This is a genomic window from Pseudolysinimonas sp., from assembly GCF_049651805.1.
Taxonomy (GTDB): domain Bacteria; phylum Actinomycetota; class Actinomycetes; order Actinomycetales; family Microbacteriaceae; genus Pseudolysinimonas_A.
Window position 1 is genome coordinate 150,074 of the sequence record NZ_JBASCU010000029.1, and the last position, 17,741, is coordinate 167,814.

General features: G+C 70.8%; 17 protein-coding genes. 8 read left to right on the forward strand and 9 right to left on the reverse strand.

The window, feature by feature from the left end:
* Positions 1-87: 87 nt before the first annotated feature.
* Entirely contained in the window at positions 88-2,637 is a 2,550-nt protein-coding gene (gene leuS, locus WBL06_RS07540; protein ID WP_424455369.1) for a leucine--tRNA ligase, read from the reverse strand.
* 49 nt (positions 2,638-2,686) lie between these two features.
* The gene (locus tag WBL06_RS07545; RefSeq protein WP_424455370.1) at positions 2,687-4,027 is read right to left on the reverse strand and encodes an anthranilate synthase component I family protein; all 1,341 of its coding nucleotides are present in this window, start codon (positions 4,025-4,027) and stop codon (positions 2,687-2,689) included.
* An 11-nt stretch (positions 4,028-4,038) separates the two neighbouring features.
* On the opposite strand from WBL06_RS07545, the gene WBL06_RS07550 reads away from it, so the two are divergent.
* Entirely contained in the window at positions 4,039-4,833 is a 795-nt protein-coding gene (locus WBL06_RS07550; protein ID WP_424455371.1) for an aminotransferase class IV, read from the forward strand.
* A complete protein-coding gene (locus tag WBL06_RS07555; protein ID WP_424455372.1) occupies positions 4,830-5,510 on the forward strand; it encodes a DedA family protein in 681 nt (226 codons plus the stop codon). The genes WBL06_RS07550 and WBL06_RS07555 overlap by 4 nt, the downstream gene beginning before the upstream one ends.
* A gap of 86 nt (positions 5,511-5,596) precedes the next feature.
* On the opposite strand, the gene WBL06_RS07560 is transcribed toward WBL06_RS07555, so the two are convergent.
* The gene (locus tag WBL06_RS07560) at positions 5,597-6,250 is read right to left on the reverse strand and encodes a TetR/AcrR family transcriptional regulator (protein WP_424455373.1); all 654 of its coding nucleotides are present in this window, start codon (positions 6,248-6,250) and stop codon (positions 5,597-5,599) included.
* Between the two features lie 88 nt (positions 6,251-6,338).
* Here WBL06_RS07560 and WBL06_RS07565 point away from each other — a divergent pair, with 88 nt between their 5' ends.
* On the forward strand, positions 6,339-7,346 hold the full coding sequence (locus tag WBL06_RS07565) for an App1 family protein (RefSeq protein ID WP_424455374.1): 1,008 nt from the start codon (positions 6,339-6,341) through the stop codon (positions 7,344-7,346).
* 264 nt (positions 7,347-7,610) lie between these two features.
* Positions 7,611-7,937 carry a hypothetical protein gene (locus WBL06_RS07570; protein WP_424455375.1) on the forward strand — a complete coding sequence of 109 codons (327 nt, stop codon included), beginning with the start codon at positions 7,611-7,613 and terminating at the stop codon, positions 7,935-7,937.
* Positions 7,938-7,975: 38 nt separating this feature from the next.
* On the opposite strand, the gene WBL06_RS07575 is transcribed toward WBL06_RS07570, so the two are convergent.
* Complete coding sequence (locus WBL06_RS07575; RefSeq protein ID WP_424455376.1) at positions 7,976-9,157, reverse strand: glycoside hydrolase family 3 N-terminal domain-containing protein; 1,182 nt, start codon at positions 9,155-9,157, stop codon at positions 7,976-7,978.
* A 35-nt stretch (positions 9,158-9,192) separates the two neighbouring features.
* Between WBL06_RS07575 and WBL06_RS07580 the strand changes: the two genes are divergently transcribed.
* On the forward strand, positions 9,193-10,032 hold the full coding sequence (locus tag WBL06_RS07580; RefSeq protein ID WP_424455377.1) for a UbiA family prenyltransferase: 840 nt from the start codon (positions 9,193-9,195) through the stop codon (positions 10,030-10,032).
* On the opposite strand, the gene WBL06_RS07585 is transcribed toward WBL06_RS07580, so the two are convergent.
* Genes WBL06_RS07585 through WBL06_RS07595 form a run of 3 tightly spaced genes read right to left on the reverse strand, consistent with a single transcriptional unit; the run spans position 10,029 to position 12,616 of the window.
* Positions 10,029-10,691 carry an esterase/lipase family protein gene (locus WBL06_RS07585; RefSeq protein ID WP_424455378.1) on the reverse strand — a complete coding sequence of 221 codons (663 nt, stop codon included), beginning with the start codon at positions 10,689-10,691 and terminating at the stop codon, positions 10,029-10,031. The two genes, WBL06_RS07580 and WBL06_RS07585, sit on opposite strands and share 4 nt — an antisense overlap.
* Positions 10,688-11,536 carry an alpha/beta fold hydrolase gene (locus WBL06_RS07590; protein ID WP_424455379.1) on the reverse strand — a complete coding sequence of 283 codons (849 nt, stop codon included), beginning with the start codon at positions 11,534-11,536 and terminating at the stop codon, positions 10,688-10,690. The genes WBL06_RS07585 and WBL06_RS07590 overlap by 4 nt, the downstream gene beginning before the upstream one ends.
* Positions 11,537-11,545: 9 nt before the next feature.
* The gene (locus WBL06_RS07595; RefSeq protein ID WP_424455380.1) at positions 11,546-12,616 is read right to left on the reverse strand and encodes an LLM class flavin-dependent oxidoreductase; all 1,071 of its coding nucleotides are present in this window, start codon (positions 12,614-12,616) and stop codon (positions 11,546-11,548) included.
* A gap of 110 nt (positions 12,617-12,726) precedes the next feature.
* Between WBL06_RS07595 and WBL06_RS07600 the strand changes: the two genes are divergently transcribed.
* Both WBL06_RS07600 and surE read left to right on the forward strand, forming a co-directional pair.
* A complete protein-coding gene (locus WBL06_RS07600; protein ID WP_424455381.1) occupies positions 12,727-13,752 on the forward strand; it encodes a 1-phosphofructokinase family hexose kinase in 1,026 nt (341 codons plus the stop codon).
* Positions 13,749-14,567, forward strand: a complete 819-nt coding sequence (surE, locus tag WBL06_RS07605) for a 5'/3'-nucleotidase SurE (RefSeq protein WP_424455382.1) — start codon at positions 13,749-13,751, stop codon at positions 14,565-14,567. Before WBL06_RS07600 ends, surE begins: the two co-directional genes overlap by 4 nt.
* Here surE and WBL06_RS07610 read toward each other — a convergent pair.
* Positions 14,551-15,387, reverse strand: coding sequence for a universal stress protein (locus WBL06_RS07610; RefSeq protein ID WP_424455383.1), 837 nt, complete (start codon positions 15,385-15,387; stop codon positions 14,551-14,553). The two genes, surE and WBL06_RS07610, sit on opposite strands and share 17 nt — an antisense overlap.
* A 151-nt stretch (positions 15,388-15,538) precedes the next feature.
* On the opposite strand from WBL06_RS07610, the gene WBL06_RS07615 reads away from it, so the two are divergent.
* Positions 15,539-15,973 carry a pyridoxamine 5'-phosphate oxidase family protein gene (locus WBL06_RS07615; protein WP_424455384.1) on the forward strand — a complete coding sequence of 145 codons (435 nt, stop codon included), beginning with the start codon at positions 15,539-15,541 and terminating at the stop codon, positions 15,971-15,973.
* 76 nt (positions 15,974-16,049) lie between these two features.
* On the opposite strand, the gene cydC is transcribed toward WBL06_RS07615, so the two are convergent.
* A partial coding sequence (gene cydC, locus WBL06_RS07620; RefSeq protein ID WP_424455385.1) for a thiol reductant ABC exporter subunit CydC occupies positions 16,050-17,741 on the reverse strand: 1,692 nt, incomplete at its 5' end.

Sequence of the window (17,741 nt, forward strand, 5' to 3'; positions counted from 1 at the left end):
ACGACGGCTTGGTTTCGACACGCGCCCTGCGGGCGCTACTCAACCAACGAGAGAGCACGCGCCCTGCGGGCGCTACTCAACCAGCGGTCAGCGGGTGGCGATGTTGACGACCCGAGGGGCGCGCACGATGACGTTCGCGATCTCGCGGTCGCCGATCGCCCGCGCCACGTTCTCCGACGCCCGCGCCAGCTTCTCCAGCTCAGCCGAGTCGATGAGCGGCGAGACTTCGAGCCGGTCGCGCACCTTGCCGTCGACCTGGATGATCGCGGTCACCTGGTCTTCGACGAGCAGCGTCGGGTCGGCCTTGCGGAATCCGGCGAACGCGACGCTGTCGGTGTAGCCGAGCCGTTCCCACATGTCTTCCGCCGTGAACGGGGCGAATAGCGACACGATGACGGCGACGACCTCGATCGCTTCCCGCACCGCGGGGTCTCCGGCTCCGGGACCTCCGTCGATGGTCTTGCGGGTGACGTTCACCAGTTCCATGAGCCGCGCGACGACGACGTTGAACTTGAACGCTTCGAGCAGCCCGGGCGCATCGGCGAGCACCTGGTGGGTCGCGCGACGCAGGGCGCGGTCGCCGCCCTTCCACGCAACGGTCGGCTTCGACGTCACTTCACCCGAGATGCGCCAGGCACGTGCCAGGAACTTCGACGCACCCGTGGGCGAGACATCCCCCCAGTCGATGTCGTCTTCCGGCGGGCCGGCGAACGCCATCGTGAGCCGCAGCGCGTCGGCGCCGTGCGCATCCAGTTCGCTCGCGAACTCGACCAGGTTGCCTTTCGACTTCGACATCTTCGAGCCGTCCATCAGCACCATGCCCTGGTTGAGCACGGCACTGAACGGTTCGGTGAAGTCGATGTACCCGAGATCGAACAGCACCTTGGTGATGAAGCGCGCGTAGAGCAGGTGCAGGATGGCGTGCTCGACACCGCCGACGTACTGGTCGACCGGAGCCCACTTGGCGGCTTCCGCCGGGTCGAAGGCCTTCTCGGGGTCGGTGGGGTTGAAGAAGCGGAGGAAGTACCACGACGAGTCGACGAACGTGTCCATCGTGTCGGGGTCGCGGCGGGCCGGGCGTCCGTCGGGCAGGGTCGCTTGCATCCACTCGGTCGCCCCGCCGAGCGGCGAGGTGCCCTTCGGTTTCAAGTCGAGGCCTTCCGTGGAGGGCAGGGTGAGGGGCAGTTCCGACTCGGGCACCGGATGCAGGGTGCCGTCTTCGGCGTGCAGGATCGGGATCGGGGTTCCCCAGAACCGCTGCCGCGAGATGAGCCAGTCGCGCAGGCGATAGGTCTTGGCCGCGCGGCCGACGCCCTTCTGCTCGAGCAGCTCGATCATCTTCAACTGGCCGTTGGTCTTGCTCAGCCCGTCGAGCGGACCGGAGTTGATCAACCGCCCGTCGCCGTGCAGCGCCTCGCCGGTGCCCTTCGGGTCGAGCGCGGGGATCTCTCCGGCTTCGAGCATCTCGGGGGTGATGACGGGGATCGCGCCCGTGACGGGAGCGTTCGTGTCGATGACGACCCGCACCGGCAGGTCGTACGTGATGGCGAAGTCGAGGTCGCGCTGGTCGTGCGCCGGCACGGCCATGATCGCGCCGTGGCCGTAGTCGGCGAGCACGTAGTCGGCCGCCCAGATCGGCAGGCGTTCACCGTTGACCGGGTTGACCGCCCACCGGTCGAGAAAGACGCCGGTCTTCTCGCGCGAGGCATCCTGGCGTTCGATCTCGGTCGAGCGCTGCGCCTGCTCGAGGTACTCGGCGAACGCCTTCTGCACCTCGGGCGAGGTCTCGGCGACGAGTTCCGCGGCGAGGTCAGAGTCAGGGGCGACCACCATGAACGTCGCGCCGAAAAGCGTGTCGGGGCGGGTCGTGAAGACGGGCAACTTCGCCTCGCGGCCTTCGACCTCGAACTCGACCTCGGCTCCGGTCGAGCGCCCGATCCAGTTGCGCTGCATCGCGATGACCTTGCTCGGCCACGTGCTTTCGAGCTGCTTCAGGTCGTCGAGCAGCCGGTCGGCGTAGTCGGTGATCTTGAAGTACCACTGGGTGAGCTTCTTCTTCACGACCATCGCGCCGGAGCGGTCGGAGGTGCCGTCGGGCAGCACCTGCTCGTTGGCGAGCACCGTCTGGTCCACCGGATCCCAGTTGACCCAGCTGTCCTTGCGGTAGGCGAGACCCTTCTCGTAGAGGGTCAGGAACAGCCACTGGTTCCAGCGGTAGTACTCCGGGTCGGAGGTGTGCAGCTCGCGGCTCCAGTCGAAGCTGACGCCGTAGCGGAGGAAGGATGCCTTCTGCTGCGCGATGTTCTCGTACGTCCATTTGCCCGGGTCGACGCCGCGCTTGATGGCGGCGTTCTCGGCGGGCAGGCCGAAGGAGTCCCAGCCGATCGGGTGCAGCACGTTGAAGCCCTGCTGCCGCCAATAGCGCGCCACGATGTCGCCGTACGCGAATGCCTCGGCGTGCCCCATGTGCAGATCGCCCGAGGGATACGGGAACATGTCGAGGATGTACTTGCGCGGCTTGCTGTCGGGCACGCCGGCGACCTCGAACAGCTTCGACTCCTGCCACCGGGGAAGCCACTTGGCCTGAATCCGGTGGATGTCGTAGCTGTTCTCGGGGTCGTGGTCGTCGTGCTGCACGCGTTGCCTCTTCGTTCCGTCTCGGGCCCTACGGCCCCGTCCAGCGTAGTCAACCCGCGCGGACCACCCCTCGTTCCCGCAGGGCCGCGAGGGGGGCCCGGGCCTTGAGGCGCATCTCGGCGTACTCCTCGTCGGGGATCGAGAGGGTGGTGATGCCGCCACCCGCACCGACCGAGGCGCCCGCGGCATCCATCACGATCGAGCGGATGACCATCGCGAGGTCGGCCTGGCCGTCGTACCCGAAGAACCCGAAGGTGCCGGCGTAGATGCCGCGCGGCCCGGCCTCGAGGCGATCGAGAATCTGCGTCGCCCGGATCTTCGGCGCCCCCGTCATCGACCCTGCGGGAAAACACGCGCCGAGGGCATCCACCGCCGTCAGCCCTGACCGCAGCCGACCCTCGACTTCGGACACGAGTTGGTGCACCGCCGGGTAACTCTCCACGGCGAGCAGACTCGTCACCGCGACCGAGCCGAGCTCGCACACGCGCGACAGGTCGTTGCGCATCAGGTCGACGATCATGACGTTCTCGGCGCGTTCCTTCTCGCTCTCCTCCAGTTCGGCGGCGAGCTCCTCGTCGGCGACCTGCACGCTCGCGCGGGGCCGCGTGCCCTTGATCGGTCGCGTGCGCACGAGCCCCTCCGCGTCGACCTCGAGAAACCGCTCGGGGCTGGCCGAGAGCAGCGAGGTTCCGGCGATGCGCAGGAAGCCGCCGTGATGAGAAGAGGATGCCGCCCGCAGCGCGAGATAGGAGGCGACGTCGTCGAAGGCGCCGTCGACCTCGGCCATCGTGGTGAGGCAGATCTGGTAGGTCTCGCCCTCGCGGATGGCGTCGAGGCAGGCCTGCACATTCGCCAGGTAGGTCGCCTCGTCGTCACGCCACCGCACCGGCGCGGTGCTCTGCTGCGCAGGAGTCGCCGAGGGCGGGGCGGCCAGCCGCCCGGCGAGGTCGTCACGCCAGGCGGCGAGGTCGCCCGACCACCGGTCGCCGAGGGCGAGCAGATCGGCCCGACCGCTCTCGATGTCGATGACGAGCGCCCGATCGACGCGCAGGAAGGCCGCCTCAGGATGCCGGGAGCGCCGAGTCACCGCGACCCCGGTGGTCTCCTCCCGCACTTCGTAGCCGACCCAGCCGACGACGCCGAGCCGGAATCCGTCGAACCCCGGGTAGGCACGGTAGAGCTCGATCGGCTCGCGCTCCAACTCCGCACGCAGGGTGTCGAGCACGGCACCGCGCTCCGGCAGGATGCGCTCTCCCGACCCGAGAACGTGCACCCCGTGCTTGCCGCTGTCGAGCCAGAACACGTCGTCGTCGCCTGCCGCGAGAGCACGAAACGCCGGCTCGGGGTCGATCCGGCCGGCGAGGTGATGGCGCAGCAGTCGGCGACGCATAGCCTGATCCTATGAGCGCGGCCATCACCTTCCGGTGGACGGGCGGCATCCTGGAGCCGCGCACCGACTGCGACATCCTGCCGGCCTCGATCGAGGCCGCCGATTCGTGGCTGGTCGCCGACGGGACGGTGCTCGCCCTCGACCTTCACCGCACCCGGTTCATGACTTCGATCCCGCGCGGCCGCGACGAGCAACTCGACCCGGGTGCCTTCTGGGATGCCGCGCTCGCCGCCATTCCGCGCACCGGCGACTGGTTCCCGCGCGTGGAACTGCGCACGCAACTGCTACAGCCTCAGCTGCTCTTCCGGTTGCGCGAAGCGCCCGAACGCTCGCGCTCGATCGTGCTCGCTACCCACGACGGGCGTGACCCGCGCACCGCCCCGCGCGTCAAGGGGCCCGACCTCGAGGCCATGGTGCGGCTGCGCACGTCGGTGCAGAAAGAGGGCGCCGGGGATGCCGTCATCCTCACCCCCGAGGGATACATCGCCGACGGCTCGACGACCTGCCTCGCCTGGTGGCGCGGCGACGCCCTCGTGATTCCCGACGACGAGATCGAACGCATCGACAGCGTCACGCTGCGCAGTGTGCTCGCGCTCGCGACGGCGACCGGCGTCGACATCCTGCGCGAATCCGCCCGACCGGAGGATCTCGACGGCTGCGAGGTGTGGGCGCTCAACGCGCTGCACGGCATCCGCATCGTCACCCAGTGGATCGACGGACCCGAGGTCGCCGAAGAACCAGGCCGGCTTGACCACTGGCGACGCCGGCTCGACGCGCTGCGGCGGCCGCTCCCGGAGGCACCGTGAACGAAGCGCTGCTCTGGATTCTCGACCTGGTGCGCAGCGTCGATCCCGTCGCCCGCACCCTGCTCGCCGGGCTCGGGATCTTCCTCGAGACGTCGCTGCTCGTCGGGCTGATCGTTCCGGGCGACACGATCGTGCTGGTCGCCGCAACCGCCGTCGAGACCCCCATGCAGTACGCCGCGCTGCTGGTCGCCGTCATCCTCGGCGCGCTCGGCGGTGAGAGCGTCGGGTTCGCGCTCGGGCGGTTCTTCGGCCCGAAGATCCGCGACTCCCGCCTGGGCTCCCGCATCGGCGTGCGCAACTGGCAGCGCGCCGCCAACTACGTCGACCGGCGGGGCGGCATCGCGGTGTTCATCTCCCGATTCCTGCCGGTGCTGCACTCGCTCGTGCCGGTGACCGTCGGCATGAGCAACATGTCCTACCGCCGGTTCATCGCCTGGACGACGCCGGCCTGCATCCTCTGGGCCTTCGCGTACGTGACCTTCGGATCGGTCGCCGCGGTCTCGTACCGGGAGCTCGCGAGCTCGCTGCACTTCGCGGGTTACCTCTTCGTCGGCGCGATCGTACTCTTCGTCGTCGCCGTCTTCGTCGTCAAGAAGCTGCTCGAGCGCTCCGAGGCACGCCACTGGGACCGCCCGGGCGACGGCGACACGACGACGATCGAGGATCCGGATGTCTGACGCGCCGGTCTCTCTCATCCGCGACTTTTCGCGCACGCGACACGTTCATCCGCGCGAAAACTCGCGGATAAAGGGGTCACCGGGGGTCACGCGGCGGGTGAGCCCCAGAACGGTGCCATGAGCGCCGCGGCGGTCGCGACCCCGGCGAGCAGGTAGTCCTCGTCGCCGTTCGGGTCGTTGGTGAACGCCCGCGCGGTGAGCGCATCCGTCGCGACGACCACGGCCGAGAACGCGGTGCGGGCGGCGGCGGAGCCGTCGAGACCGAACCGGGAGACGAGAGCGTCGAACAGCCTGTCGGCGAAGCCCTGCATCGCGGGGCGCCCGGCGGCCGGCCGCAGGTCGAGAACGTCGCCGTAGCGCAGCGAGGCGAAGCCGGGCTCGTCGCGGTAGGCGGCTTTGATGTCGTCGAACACCGCCCCGAGGGCGGTGAACCAGTCGGGGTGCGCATCATCCATGAGCGCCGCGAAGGTCGAGTCGCTGGTGCGTTCGACGTTGCGGGCCGCGAGGCTCTGCAACACGGCGATGCGGTCGGGGAAGTAGCGGTACACGGTGCCGATGGATGCGCCGGCTCGCTCCGCGACCATCGCGGTGGTGAGCCGCTCGTAGCCGATCTCGTGAACGACGTTCGCCGCGGCATCCAACAGGGCCGTCAGCCGTGCGGCGCTGCGCGCCTGTACCGGCTCGTTGCGGATGATTCCGCCTCCGTCGGCCCGTGGAGCGTCCAGGTGTGCTTGTGTCATCGGATTCTCCTCAGCCTGATCCGCTTCGGATTCTAGCGTCGCAACAGTCGAGGAGTTCTGACTTTTCTCCCCGTGACACACTGGAGGCATGTCGGGACGGGGGCTGCGCTTCGTCACCCGCATCGACGCGGCCGTGCACGGGCTGCGGGCGAGATGGGGTCGGTGGGCCGGGCGCGTCCCCACCGTGGTGCCCTTCATCGGCTACGGCGGCGACGGCTGGATCCGGGTTCTCGGGCGTGTCGTGCTGCGCAAACCGGGGCGCGCACCCGCCGATCGCTTCACCAGTGTGCGGGGCTGGCGCAGTTTCACATCGATTCCTGTTCGGGATGCCGTGGTCACCGTGACCGCGAACGACACCACCGGGCAGGTGCACGGCGACCCCGGCGGCGTGATCGACGCCCGCTTCGAGGTGCGGCTGCCGCCCGGCTGGTCGAGCGTGCGACTGTCGATCGAGGGTCACGACGGAGTCGACTTCCCGGTGTTCGTCGTCGACGAGGCGGCCACCTTCGGGGTGGTGTCCGATGTCGACGACACCGTCATGGTGACGGCGCTGCCGCGGCCGTTCCTGGCGGCGTGGAACTCGTTCGTGCTCGACGAACACGCCCGCACCCCGGTCGCCGGAATGGCGGTGCTCTACGAGCGTCTCGTGCGTGCCAACCCCGATGCGCCGGTCGTGTATCTGTCGACGGGAGCGTGGAACGTCGTTCCCACTCTCACCCGGTTCCTCGGCCGCAACCTCTATCCGCGGGGGCCGCTGCTGCTCACCGATTGGGGGCCGAGTCACGACCGCTGGTTCCGCAGCGGGCCCGAGCACAAGCGCATCAGTCTCGAGCGCCTCGCAAGCGAGTTCCCGCGCATCCGCTGGCTGCTGATCGGCGACGACGGTCAGCACGACGAACGCATCTACGGCGACTTCGTTCGCCGCCACCCCGACCACGTGCGGGCCGTCGCCATCCGGCGGCTCACCCCGGGCGAGGCGGTTCTGGCGGGCGGCCGGGCGTCGGTCGAACCCCAGGGCGACCAGCCGGTGCCGTGGGTCTACGCGCCCGATGGGGCCGGCCTCAGCGCCCAACTCGGGGCTCTCGGACTGTTATAGGTGGCTTTCAAAGCGGAATCCGATGCCTGCACAGCGTCAGACGACGGTTTCCGCATCTTTCGGCCCCCGAACGCGGGGGCGAGGAATCCTTGACCTCGGTCGTGGAGACGCGATAGCGTCATCACGTTGTCTGTCCCCCTTTGTGCGGACACCCGACCTCCGGCCCCACCGGAGCGCATCACCGCCTCACCCGCATCAGGCCTCCCCCGGCCGACGGTCCCTGTGACCGCAGTGGTTCCTATCCCCCGAGAGGAACAGCCCAGCATGTCCGCTGCGCTTCCCGCCGCCCTGGCACTCGTCGCGCCCGCGCCCGACGCCGGCCTCTTCGCCGCCGTGATCGTGGCCGCCGGCGTCACCGCCCTCGTCGCCCTCGGGATGATGGTGTTCGGCATGTACCGCCACGCTCGCCTCACCGCGCTGCGCGGCCTCGCCACGGCCGGTCTCGCCCTCGGGGTGATCTCCGTCGCCGTCGGCGGCGTGCTCGCCGTCTCCCCGTCGTCGGCCCAGGCCGCGCCCGAGCAGACCGCACCGACCTACGTGGTCACGTCGGACGATCCCGACATGCAGCTTCCGACGCTGCCCCTCGACTGACGCCGCGGGCAGCCCGGCCTCCCGTTGCGGGTGGTGGATTAGTCGACGAGCGTGCGGCACACTTCGCCGCAGTGCACGTACGGCCCCGACCTGCCGGACAGTTCCCGGCGCAGCTCCAGCAGGCGCCTCGCCGCGTCGTCGATCGTCGCCATCGGGATGAGGCCGTCGCGCACCGCCGCGGCGACCGCGACGACGACGCTTGAGACGTCGACCGGCCCGACATAGAGCAACAGTGTCGTTCCCGCGGCGATCGAGGCGACCGCGTTCGCCGCCTGGTTGCCGTACGCCACCTCGCCCGAGTTCTCGAGCATGGACATGTCGTCGGTGACGATGATGCCGTCGAAGCCCAGCTCGTCACGCAGGATGCCGTTCCAGACGGCCGAGAGCGAGGCGGGGGCGTCATCGATCGAGCTGTAGCGCAGGTGCCCGAGCATGACGAACTCGGCGCCCGCGTCGATCCCCGCCGCGAACGGGCCAGCCTGCGTCGCCCGCCACTGGTCGGCGGACATCGACGTCGTGGGCACGCTGGTGTGCGAGTCGGCCGCGACCGACCCGTGGCCCGGGAAGTGCTTGAGCGTCGAGAGCACCGCGCCGCGCTCGCCTTCGACGGCGGCGACGACCCGCGGAGCAGCCGATGCGGCATCCGACCCGAGGGTGCGGGAGTAGATGAACGAGCCCCGGTCGCCGGTGACGTCGGCGACGATCCCGAAGTTGATCGTCACCCCGGCGGAGGCGACGAGCGCCGCACGCGCCTGGAAGGCCGCCAGCGTCGCGGCGGGGTCCTGGCTGCGCAGGGTGGCCGCGCCGGGGCCGTCGTCCGGTAGCCGGGCGACGATGCCGCCTTCCTGGTCGATCGCGGTGAGCACCGGCAGCCCCGGGTCGGCGCTGAGACCCGCTGCGGTGGCGGCGAGTTGTTCGGGAGAGGCGACGTTGTCTCCCATGAAGATCACCCCGGCGACTCCGGTCGCGTCGATCACCTGTCGGATCGGCTGGGCACCGTGCCCGGCGACGTGGATCATCACCAGGCTCGCGATCTTCTGCTCGAGGGTCATCGCCGCAAGACGCGCGTCGACGTAGCCCGCCAGCCGGTCGATCGCCGCGGGCTCCGCGACGGCCCAGGGGCGGGGAGGGCCGGATGAGGGCGGGCTGGGAGCGGCGGCGCAGCCCGCGAGACTCAGCACGAGAGCGCCGGCGACCGCCACCGCGCGCCATCGAGCCATGACGGGACTCTAGTGCCCGGCCCTACGCTGGGGCGATGCGGTTGATCGGTGCCCTGCTGCGGTCGTCGCACCCTCTGCCCTCGGCAGGCGTGACCGTCATCGCGGTGCTGCTCGGCATCGCCGTCGGCCTCGGCCCCATCGGGGTGGTGCTGCTCGGCGTGACGATGGCGTTCAACCAACTCTCGATCGGGTGGTCCAACGACTGGCTCGACGCGGTGCGCGACCGTGAAGCGGGTCGACTCGACAAGCCGGTGGCGCGGGGCGAGATCCCGGTCGCGGCCGTTCGCGTCGCAGCACTGGGCGCTGCCGCCCTGGCCGTGTTCGTCTCGCTGAGCCTCGGCCTGCCGTTCGCGCTGGCCCACCTCATCGCGCTCGGCGGCGGCTGGGCCTACAACACCTGGCTGAAGCACGGGCCGCTGTCGCCGCTGCCCTACGTGGTGGCGTTCGGGCTGCTGCCGATGCTGGCGACGCTGGCGCTGCCTCAACCTGCACCGGCGGCCTGGTGGGCTGTGCTCGCCGGATCGCTGCTGGGCGTCGCCGCACACGTCGCCAACGTGCTGCCCGACCTCGACGACGACGCCGCCACCGGGGTGCGCGGCCTGCCACACCGCCTCGGTCGCGTCGGCGCGACTGTGCTCGGCGGAGTCGCTCTGGCCGGAGCCGCGATCGCGCTTGCTCTCGGAATCGGACTGGATTCGCCGATCGCTCTCGCCGGTCTGGCACTCTCGCTCGCGGCATCCGCCGGCGCGGTCGTCGCGGGCCTCCGCGGCAGCCGGTGGGGCTTCCGGTTGGTGATCCTCGCGGCGCTCATCGATGTCGTGCTGCTCGTGCTGGCCGGTGAGCGGATGGTCGTGACGCTCGGGTCGGCGACCTAACGCTGCACGGCCACGAGCACGGCCTCGATCGCCGCCGCATCTTCGAGAACCCGGAAGTGGCCGACCACGTCGAGGCGCACGTTGGTGCCGCCCTCGATCGCACTGCCCTCGGGGATGTGCGGGTCGAACGACGGGTAGATCGAGGTGATGCGCGCGTTCACCTCGCGCTCGGCGACGAGACGGCGGATGACCGGATGCCGCGGGCGGAACGCGCGCAAGGCCGGCACGAGCGTGAAGTGCGCCATCCGCGAGCCGCCGAACGGGGTCGCGACGGCGACCAGCCGGTCGATGCGACCGTCGGTGTCCTGAAGCATCGCCGCCTTGCCGACGAGCCCGCCTTTACTGTGGGCGACGAGCGCGACCCGGTGCAGGTCGCGGCGCTCGAGGAACTCCAGAACGCGCCCGGCGGCCGCCGGGATCGGCCCGGCGTTGATGCCCAGCTCCGGGATGACGTACACCGGATGCCCGGCTTCGGCCAACCGGTTCGCGATCGGCCGCAGAAAGTTCCAGCGCTCGAAGACACCCGGCACGATGACGACGGGGCGCGCGGCGCCCGCGGCGTAGGCCGCGGGAACGGCTGCGGCGAAACCAAGACCACGCATCCGGATCGCGTTCGGGTAGTCGCGCAGCAGGTGCCGCGCGTGCTCACGCCGTCTCACGACCGCTCCCCTGCCGCGACGAACTCGGTGATGTGCCGCGCGATCATCACCGGATCGGTGTGCATGATGACGTGCGGGCCGTGCACCTGGCGGAACTCGCCGTGCGGATGCGCCCGGCTCAGGTCCTCCGCCCAGTCCGAGGGCACGATGGGATCGCGGTCGCCGGTGATCACGAGCGTGCGGGCGCCGTGCGACGGAACACGATCTTCCAGGCGGTCGCGGAGCATGTGCGGCAGCTGACGCATCAGATACGGCAGTCCGCAGCGCACGACGTAGTCGACGGTCGAGATCGCCCACACGCGAAACGGTTCACGCGTCGCATCGTGCAACAGGTGCCCGATCGCCGTCCAGGGCTTGCGCGCCGACGGCACCATCGTCGGGGCGAGCATGACGACGGTATCGGTGACGTCGGGATGGGCGGCCGCGAGCACCGAGACCACCTGCGTTCCCATCGAGTGCCCGACGAGCACCGGGGCGCGCAGATCGACCTCGCGCAGGAAGCCCGCGAGCACCGCGGCGTGATCGGCGAGGGTCACGTCGCGGCGCGGGTTCGGAGCGGCACCGTAGCCGGGCAGGTCGACGAGGTAGACCCGGCCGGTGCGCGACAGCTCCGCCGCGAGCGGGTGGAAGTAGCGCGACGAGACCCCGATGCCGTGTACCAGCACGTAGGTGTGCGTGGCGGCCTGCTCGGGTCCGGGAAACCGCTCGACGACGATCGTCAGGTCGTCATGCTGTTGCCGGCTGGTGAAGTATTGCCGCCCCCGGATCCGCCGGACGCGATACAGCTCTTCGCCGGCCGGGCCGCGGCGGCCGCGACGCAGTCGGGCGAACGGGCCGGTCGGCATCCCCCGAGCTTAGGAGCCCGCGTCGGCGGCGAGCAGTTCGCGCACGCGCGGGATGACGACCGTGCCGTAGAGCTCGATCGCGTGCATCAGGTGCTCGTGCGGGATCGTGCCCGCCGAGTACTTGAGGTCGAACCGCTGGATGCCGAGGGTGCGCACGGTGTCGGCGATCTTGCGGGCGACCGTCTCGGGCGAGCCGGTGTGCTGGGCGCCTTCCGCGATCTCCCGCTCGAAGTCGTCGCGCGTCATCGGACCCCAGCCCCGCTCCTTGCCGATGCGGTCGAACATGGCCTTCTGGTGCGGCCAGAGGATGTCGGCGGCCTCCTGATCGGTGTCGGCGATGAAGCCCGGCGAGTGCACGGCGACGGGCAGGTCGGGCTGCTCGAGTTGGGCGAGGGCGCGGTGGAACAGGTCGACGTAGGGCGCGAAGCGGGCGGGGGCGCCGCCGATGATCGCGAGGGTGAGCGGGAAGCCATACCGGGCGGCGCGCACGACCGACTCCGGCGATCCGCCGACGCCGACCCAGGTGCGGATCGATCCCGACTCGGTCTTCGGGTACACGTGCTGGTTGGTCAGCGGCGCCCGCGTCGACCCTTCCCAGGTGACCGGTCCTTCGGCGAGCAGCGCGTGCAGCAGGTCGATCTTCTCGTCGAACAGCCGCTCGTAGTCGGCCAGGTCGAAGCCGAACAGCGGGAACGACTCGGTGAACGAGCCGCGCCCGAGGATGATCTCCGCCCGACCGCGCGAGATCGCGTCGAGGGTCGCGAACCGCTCGAAGACGCGCACCGGCTCGTCGGACGACAGCACGGTGACGGCGGTGCCGAGGTGGATGCGGGAGGTAGCGGCGGCGATCGCGGCGAGCACGATCTCCGGGGCCGAGATCGCGAAGTCGTCGCGATGATGCTCGCCGACGCCGAAGAAGTCGACCCCGAGCGAGTCGGCGAGAACGCCCTGCTCGACGACGTTGCGGATCACTTGCGCGTAACCGACGGTGTTGCCGTCGAGGTCGACACTCACGTCGCCGAAGGTGTCGAGGCCGAGTTCTAGGCCGTCGAGCGGAATGTGGGGCGAAGTGGTTGTCATGTCAACTTCCAACTGGGGAGCGGGGGCGGTCATTCCCGACCGTTCCTAGCATCCTGAACGGTCACTGGGAAGCACCTGGCCCGCGCACCCCGCGTGCCTAGCCTGGGGTGATGAGCGATGTCGTCATCTTCGCCCCCTCGCCGGTGCTCGAGATCACCGTCGAAGAACACCAGCACGACGGCGACGTGCACGTGCACGCCGGCGGGCAGGGCGTGTGGCAGGCGCGGATGCTGCTCTCGCTCGGTCGGGACGTCGAGCTGTGCTGCGCACTCTCCGGTGAGACCGGTCGGGTGCTCGGTCACCTGTTGCAAGAGGAGAGCATCCGCATCCGAGCCGTTCATCGGGTGGCCCGCGGCGGTGTCTACGTTCACGACCGCCGCGACGGCGATCGCAAACCGATCATCGAGTCCGGCGGCGACGCCCTGACCCGGCACGAGCAAGACGAGCTCTACGGACTCACCCTGCGCACCGGTCTCGACGCGAAACTCGTGATCCTCTCCGGTCCGCACGGCGCAGGCGTGGTGCCCGCCGACTTCTACCGACGGCTCGCCGCCGACCTGCGCACCGGGGGCGTGCGCGTCGTCGTCGACCTCGCCGGCGAACGGCTGGATGCCGCCCTCGCCGGCGGCGTGACCGTCGCGAAGGTGAGCGACGAAGAACTGCACACCGACGGCCGGATCGGCACGAAGAGCAGCATCGACCAGATCGTGTCGGCGATGCGGGCACTCCATGACGCCGGAGCCGAGGTCGTCGTCGTGACCCGCGCCGCCGAATCGGGCCTGCTGCTGCAAGACGGCGCCGTCTACGAGGTCGTCGCCCCGAAGATGGAGGTCGTCGACTCGGCGGGGGCCGGGGACTCGTTCGTCGGAGCGTTCTGCTCGGTGCTCGCCGACGGCGGTTCCGTGTCCGATGCCGCGCTGCTGGGAGCCGCAGCGGGAGCGCAGAACGTCACCCGCCACGGGCTCGGGACGGGTGAGGCGGCGACGATCGAACGGTTGCGGGAGCTCGTCGTCATCCGCCCTCTCCCCGGCGGCGGCGCGCCGGACGCCCCGGCGCCGCCGGCCCGCGAAGTGACCCCGAACGACCTCGCCCACCTGGTCGAAGCGGCCACGCACGAAGACGAGGCGACGCCGTGACCCGCGCGCTGATCACCAACGACGACGGCATCGCGAGCCCCGGGCTCTGCGCCCTCGCCCACGCCGCGATCGACGCCGGCCTCGACGTGGTGATCGCGGCGCCGGCCGAAGAGGCGAGCGGTTCGAGCGCGGCGATCACCGGCACCAACACGATCGCCGTCACCGGCCACACCGACGCCTCGACGATCAAAGTCGAGAAGCGCGAACTCGCCCAGGTGCCCGGGGTTCCCGCCTACAGCGTGCGGGCCGCACCGGGGCTCATCGCCCTGCTCGCCGCCCACGGGGCGTTCGGCGCTCCCCCCGACCTCGTGCTGTCGGGCATCAACCGCGGAGCGAACCTCGGGCGGGTCATCCTGCACTCGGGAACCGTCGGCGCCGCGCTCACCGGGGGCGTCAACGAAGCCCGGGGGCTCGCCGTCTCGCTCGATGTGGGGCTGAACCCCGAGGCGCATCACTGGGAGACCGCCGCCATCGTCGTGCGCGGCCTGCTGCCCGTCCTGCTCGAACATCCGGCGGGCACGGTGTTCAACCTGAACGTGCCGAACGTGCCCCCCGACACCGAAGTCGAGGTGCGCGAGGCGACCCTCGCGCCGTTCGGAATCGTGCAGACGACGATGACCGAGCCGGTCGAAGGAGACGTGCGCCTCACCGTGCGCGAACTGCCCGACGAGCCGCTTCCGGGCAGCGATGCCGCGCTGCTCGAGGCCGGCTACGCGACCATCACCAACGTCGTCGCGGTGCAGCAGTCCGGGGTCGCGGTGTTCGCCGGCCGACGCGGGGACCGCGCCGGGCTTCACGTCACGGGCGCTCCGTAACGGGATCGGTCCATCCCACCGGCACGACGCACACCGGTGTGCGGCTGTCGCGGATGAGGCTCGCCGCCGTCGAACCCACCAGCAGCTCGCCGATCGGACCGGTACGGTGCGTGCCGACGACGACCAGGCCGGCATCGGCCGCCAGGGCGACGAGGGCGAAGCCCGCGGCGCCCTCGTGCAAGCTCTCGCGCACCTGCAGCCCCCGTTCGCGCAGGCCGCCGGCGACCTCCGCGAGCCGGTCGCCGTGCGCCGAGCGCAGCTCGGCTGGGTCGATCACGAGCGCGGGCAGCTCGGCGCTCGGCGTGGGGAGCGACCAGGCGTGCAGCACACGCAGATCGACCCCGAGATCCACCGCCTGCACCGCAGCGAACGCGACCGCGGCATCCGACGACTCGTCATCGCCCACGCCGACCACGATCGAGCCGGATCGGGGCTGCCAGTCGTCGGGAACCACGACGACCGGGCATGCGGCATGCTCGGCGATCCGGAGCGGCAGGCGACCGGTGAGCACCGAACGCACGTGCCGGGTGCGGTGCGACCCGACGACGAGCAGGTCGGCTTCGTGGCTGCTCCGCTCGAGCACCCCGGGAACGCTGCCATCGGCCATCGCAATCTCCACCCGGGCGTCGGGCAGTGCCGCGCGGATGCGCCCCGCTTCGCGTTCCAGAATCGCGACGTCGATATCGACCTCATCGACGAGGTAGTCGAAGGCGGTCACCAGGGTGATCTGAGCCCGTTGCGCGCGATGCCAGCCGATGACCCAGTCGACGACCGTGGAAGCGGCGCCTCCCGAATGGACGCCGATGGTGATGCGGTACATGATGCTCCGTTCCGGGATCCAGCCTCCCAGCTGTCTTGGGGGGAGGCCAGGGTCGATGGTCCCGGCCTCGGTCACGACCGGAGCCGCAGGACCTTCGGCCCTCCCGCTCTCGCGCGGGCACCGCTGAGCTTGGGTTCGACGAAGGAGGATCATGACCGCATCCCGTACCACCGCCTCCCTCACCGGCGCCGGAGCTCGCATCCTCACCGACGACGCCTGCTGGGAGTTGGTGCGCGGCGAGACCCTCGGACGACTGGCGGTCGTCGCCGACGACGGCGTCGACATCTTTCCGGTCAACTACCTGGTCGATCGCGGCACCATCCTGTTCCGATCGGCGCCGGGCTCGAAACTCGCCTGCATCGCCCGGGACCCGGTCGTCGCGCTCGAGGTCGACGGATGCGACGATCAACACCGGTGGAGCGTCGTCGTTCGCGGGACTGCCCGCCGGCTCGACGCCGACGACGACATCGAAGCCTCCGGAGTGCTCGGCCTTGCGACCCTCCCCGGCACCCCGAAATTCAACTACGTGTGCATCACCCCGCGAGTTCTCACCGGTCGGCGCTTCCGGTGGGAAGGGGTCGCCTGACCACCGACCCCAGACGTTCCCGCCCGAACGGGCGCTGTGCGAGCGGCGCGGGGTCCGCCGTCGGGCGGCTCCTCGGTCATGCCGCCCGATCGAGGCCCGACTCGGGCGGCGCGCCGAGCCGCAGCACCTGGTCTCCGACCCGATAGTCGTCGGTGCGGTGGGTGACCAGCACGACCACACGGTCGGCGAGAGCGGAGCGCAGGTCGGTCATCAACGCGTCAGCGGTTGCGACGTCGAGGTGCGCGGTCGGCTCATCCAGCAGCACGACATCCGCGTCGGCGAGCAGGGCGCGCGCGACGGCGAGCCGCTGGCGTTCTCCGCCGGACAACCAGCGCCCTCCCGGCCCGACTCGACCGTCGAGCCCGTCGTCGAACGCCGCCACCAACCGGCCGAGGCCGACTCGCACGAGCACGGCGCGAAGCTCGGTGTCGTCGGCCGCTCGGCTGCGTGGCCGGCCGATCGAGAGGTTGCCGCGCAGTGTCGAGTCGAACACGTGCGCCTCCTGCGGGCACCAGGCCACCCGCGCCCGCCACGATTCGGGCGCGATGCCGGCGAGGTCGTCCCCGTCGACGAGGAGACGTCCGCCCCGCGGATCGAGGTCGCCGAGCACGGCCGTGAGCAGCGTCGACTTGCCCGACCCGGAGGGACCCTCGACGACGAGCCAGCGCCCCCGCGCGGCAACGGCGGAGAGCCCCTCCGCGGCCGGAGCGGCGGCGCCCGGCCAGCCCACGACGACATCGTCGAGTACGACCCTCTCGACGCGGGCAGCGAGGTGCGCCGTGCCGCGAGGTGTGCGCTCGACCGGGGCGAGCAGACGGCCCATCGCGCCCAGGGCGGTTTCGAGAGCCGGGATGCGGTGGGCCGCGGCGACCGCGGCAGCGAGTGGCTCGCCCGTCGACAACACGAGCAGCCCGACGATGGCCACCACCCCTGCGGGAGCCGACGCACCGACGAGCAACGCGGCAGCGAAAGCAGCCGTGACCCCGGCGAGGACCGGTGCCGTCAGCATCCCGGCATCCGCGGCGCGACCCGACCGCGTCTCGGCGCGGGCAGCCTGTTGCGCCCGACCGACGAGATCCTCGACGGCGTGGGCGGTGACCCCGTTGGCCCGCAGGTCGGGTGCCGACCGGCCGACGGCGGCGAATCCCCGGGTGAGTTCGGATGCCGCGTCGACGCGATCGCGTTCGGCACGGCGACCGGTGAAGAACGCCAGCACGGTGGGGGCGACGAGAGCAACCGTGAGGCCGAGGGCGGCGATGGCGGCGACACTCGGGGCGACGAGAGCGACGGTCACCGAGACCCCGGCGACGGTCAACACGCCGACCGCGAGGGGCGGGATGATGCGCGGCAACTGGTCACGCACCTCCCCCGCCGCACCGACGAGGTAGTCGACGGCCCGGCCCCCTTCGAGCAGGTCGCGCGAGCCGGCACCGCGCCCGGCGATTCCCGACCACAGCCGAAGCCGCAGGGCGTCGGCGACGCCGAGGGTCGCGCGGTGGGTGACGAGTCGTTCGGCGTAGCGGGCGACGGCCCGACCGAGGCCGAAGAAGCGCACCCCGACGATCGCGACGAGCAGGTACATGATGGCGGGCTGCTCGCTCGCCCGCACGATGAGCCACGCGGAGACCGCGGTGAGCGCGAGCCCCATGCCCGTCGCGAGCGCGCCGAGGGCGATCGCCGCGAGCCAGGTGATCGGAGCGGGTCGTAGCACGACGGCGAGCGCCGCACGCGCACTCGCGCCCACCGGCGGTACCCCGGCATCCCGAGC

Coding starts and splice junctions, on each gene's coding strand:
- WBL06_RS07545 (WP_424455370.1), bottom strand. CDS start 4,027: ATGCGTCGCCGACTGCTGCGCCATCACCTCGCCGGCCGGATCGACCCC.
- WBL06_RS07550 (WP_424455371.1), top strand. CDS start 4,039: ATGAGCGCGGCCATCACCTTCCGGTGGACGGGCGGCATCCTGGAGCCG.
- WBL06_RS07560 (WP_424455373.1), bottom strand. CDS start 6,250: ATGACACAAGCACACCTGGACGCTCCACGGGCCGACGGAGGCGGAATC.
- WBL06_RS07565 (WP_424455374.1), top strand. CDS start 6,339: ATGTCGGGACGGGGGCTGCGCTTCGTCACCCGCATCGACGCGGCCGTG.
- WBL06_RS07570 (WP_424455375.1), top strand. CDS start 7,611: ATGTCCGCTGCGCTTCCCGCCGCCCTGGCACTCGTCGCGCCCGCGCCC.
- WBL06_RS07575 (WP_424455376.1), bottom strand. CDS start 9,157: ATGGCTCGATGGCGCGCGGTGGCGGTCGCCGGCGCTCTCGTGCTGAGT.
- WBL06_RS07580 (WP_424455377.1), top strand. CDS start 9,193: ATGCGGTTGATCGGTGCCCTGCTGCGGTCGTCGCACCCTCTGCCCTCG.
- WBL06_RS07590 (WP_424455379.1), bottom strand. CDS start 11,536: ATGCCGACCGGCCCGTTCGCCCGACTGCGTCGCGGCCGCCGCGGCCCG.
- WBL06_RS07595 (WP_424455380.1), bottom strand. CDS start 12,616: ATGACAACCACTTCGCCCCACATTCCGCTCGACGGCCTAGAACTCGGC.
- WBL06_RS07600 (WP_424455381.1), top strand. CDS start 12,727: ATGAGCGATGTCGTCATCTTCGCCCCCTCGCCGGTGCTCGAGATCACC.
- WBL06_RS07610 (WP_424455383.1), bottom strand. CDS start 15,387: ATGTACCGCATCACCATCGGCGTCCATTCGGGAGGCGCCGCTTCCACG.
- WBL06_RS07615 (WP_424455384.1), top strand. CDS start 15,539: ATGACCGCATCCCGTACCACCGCCTCCCTCACCGGCGCCGGAGCTCGC.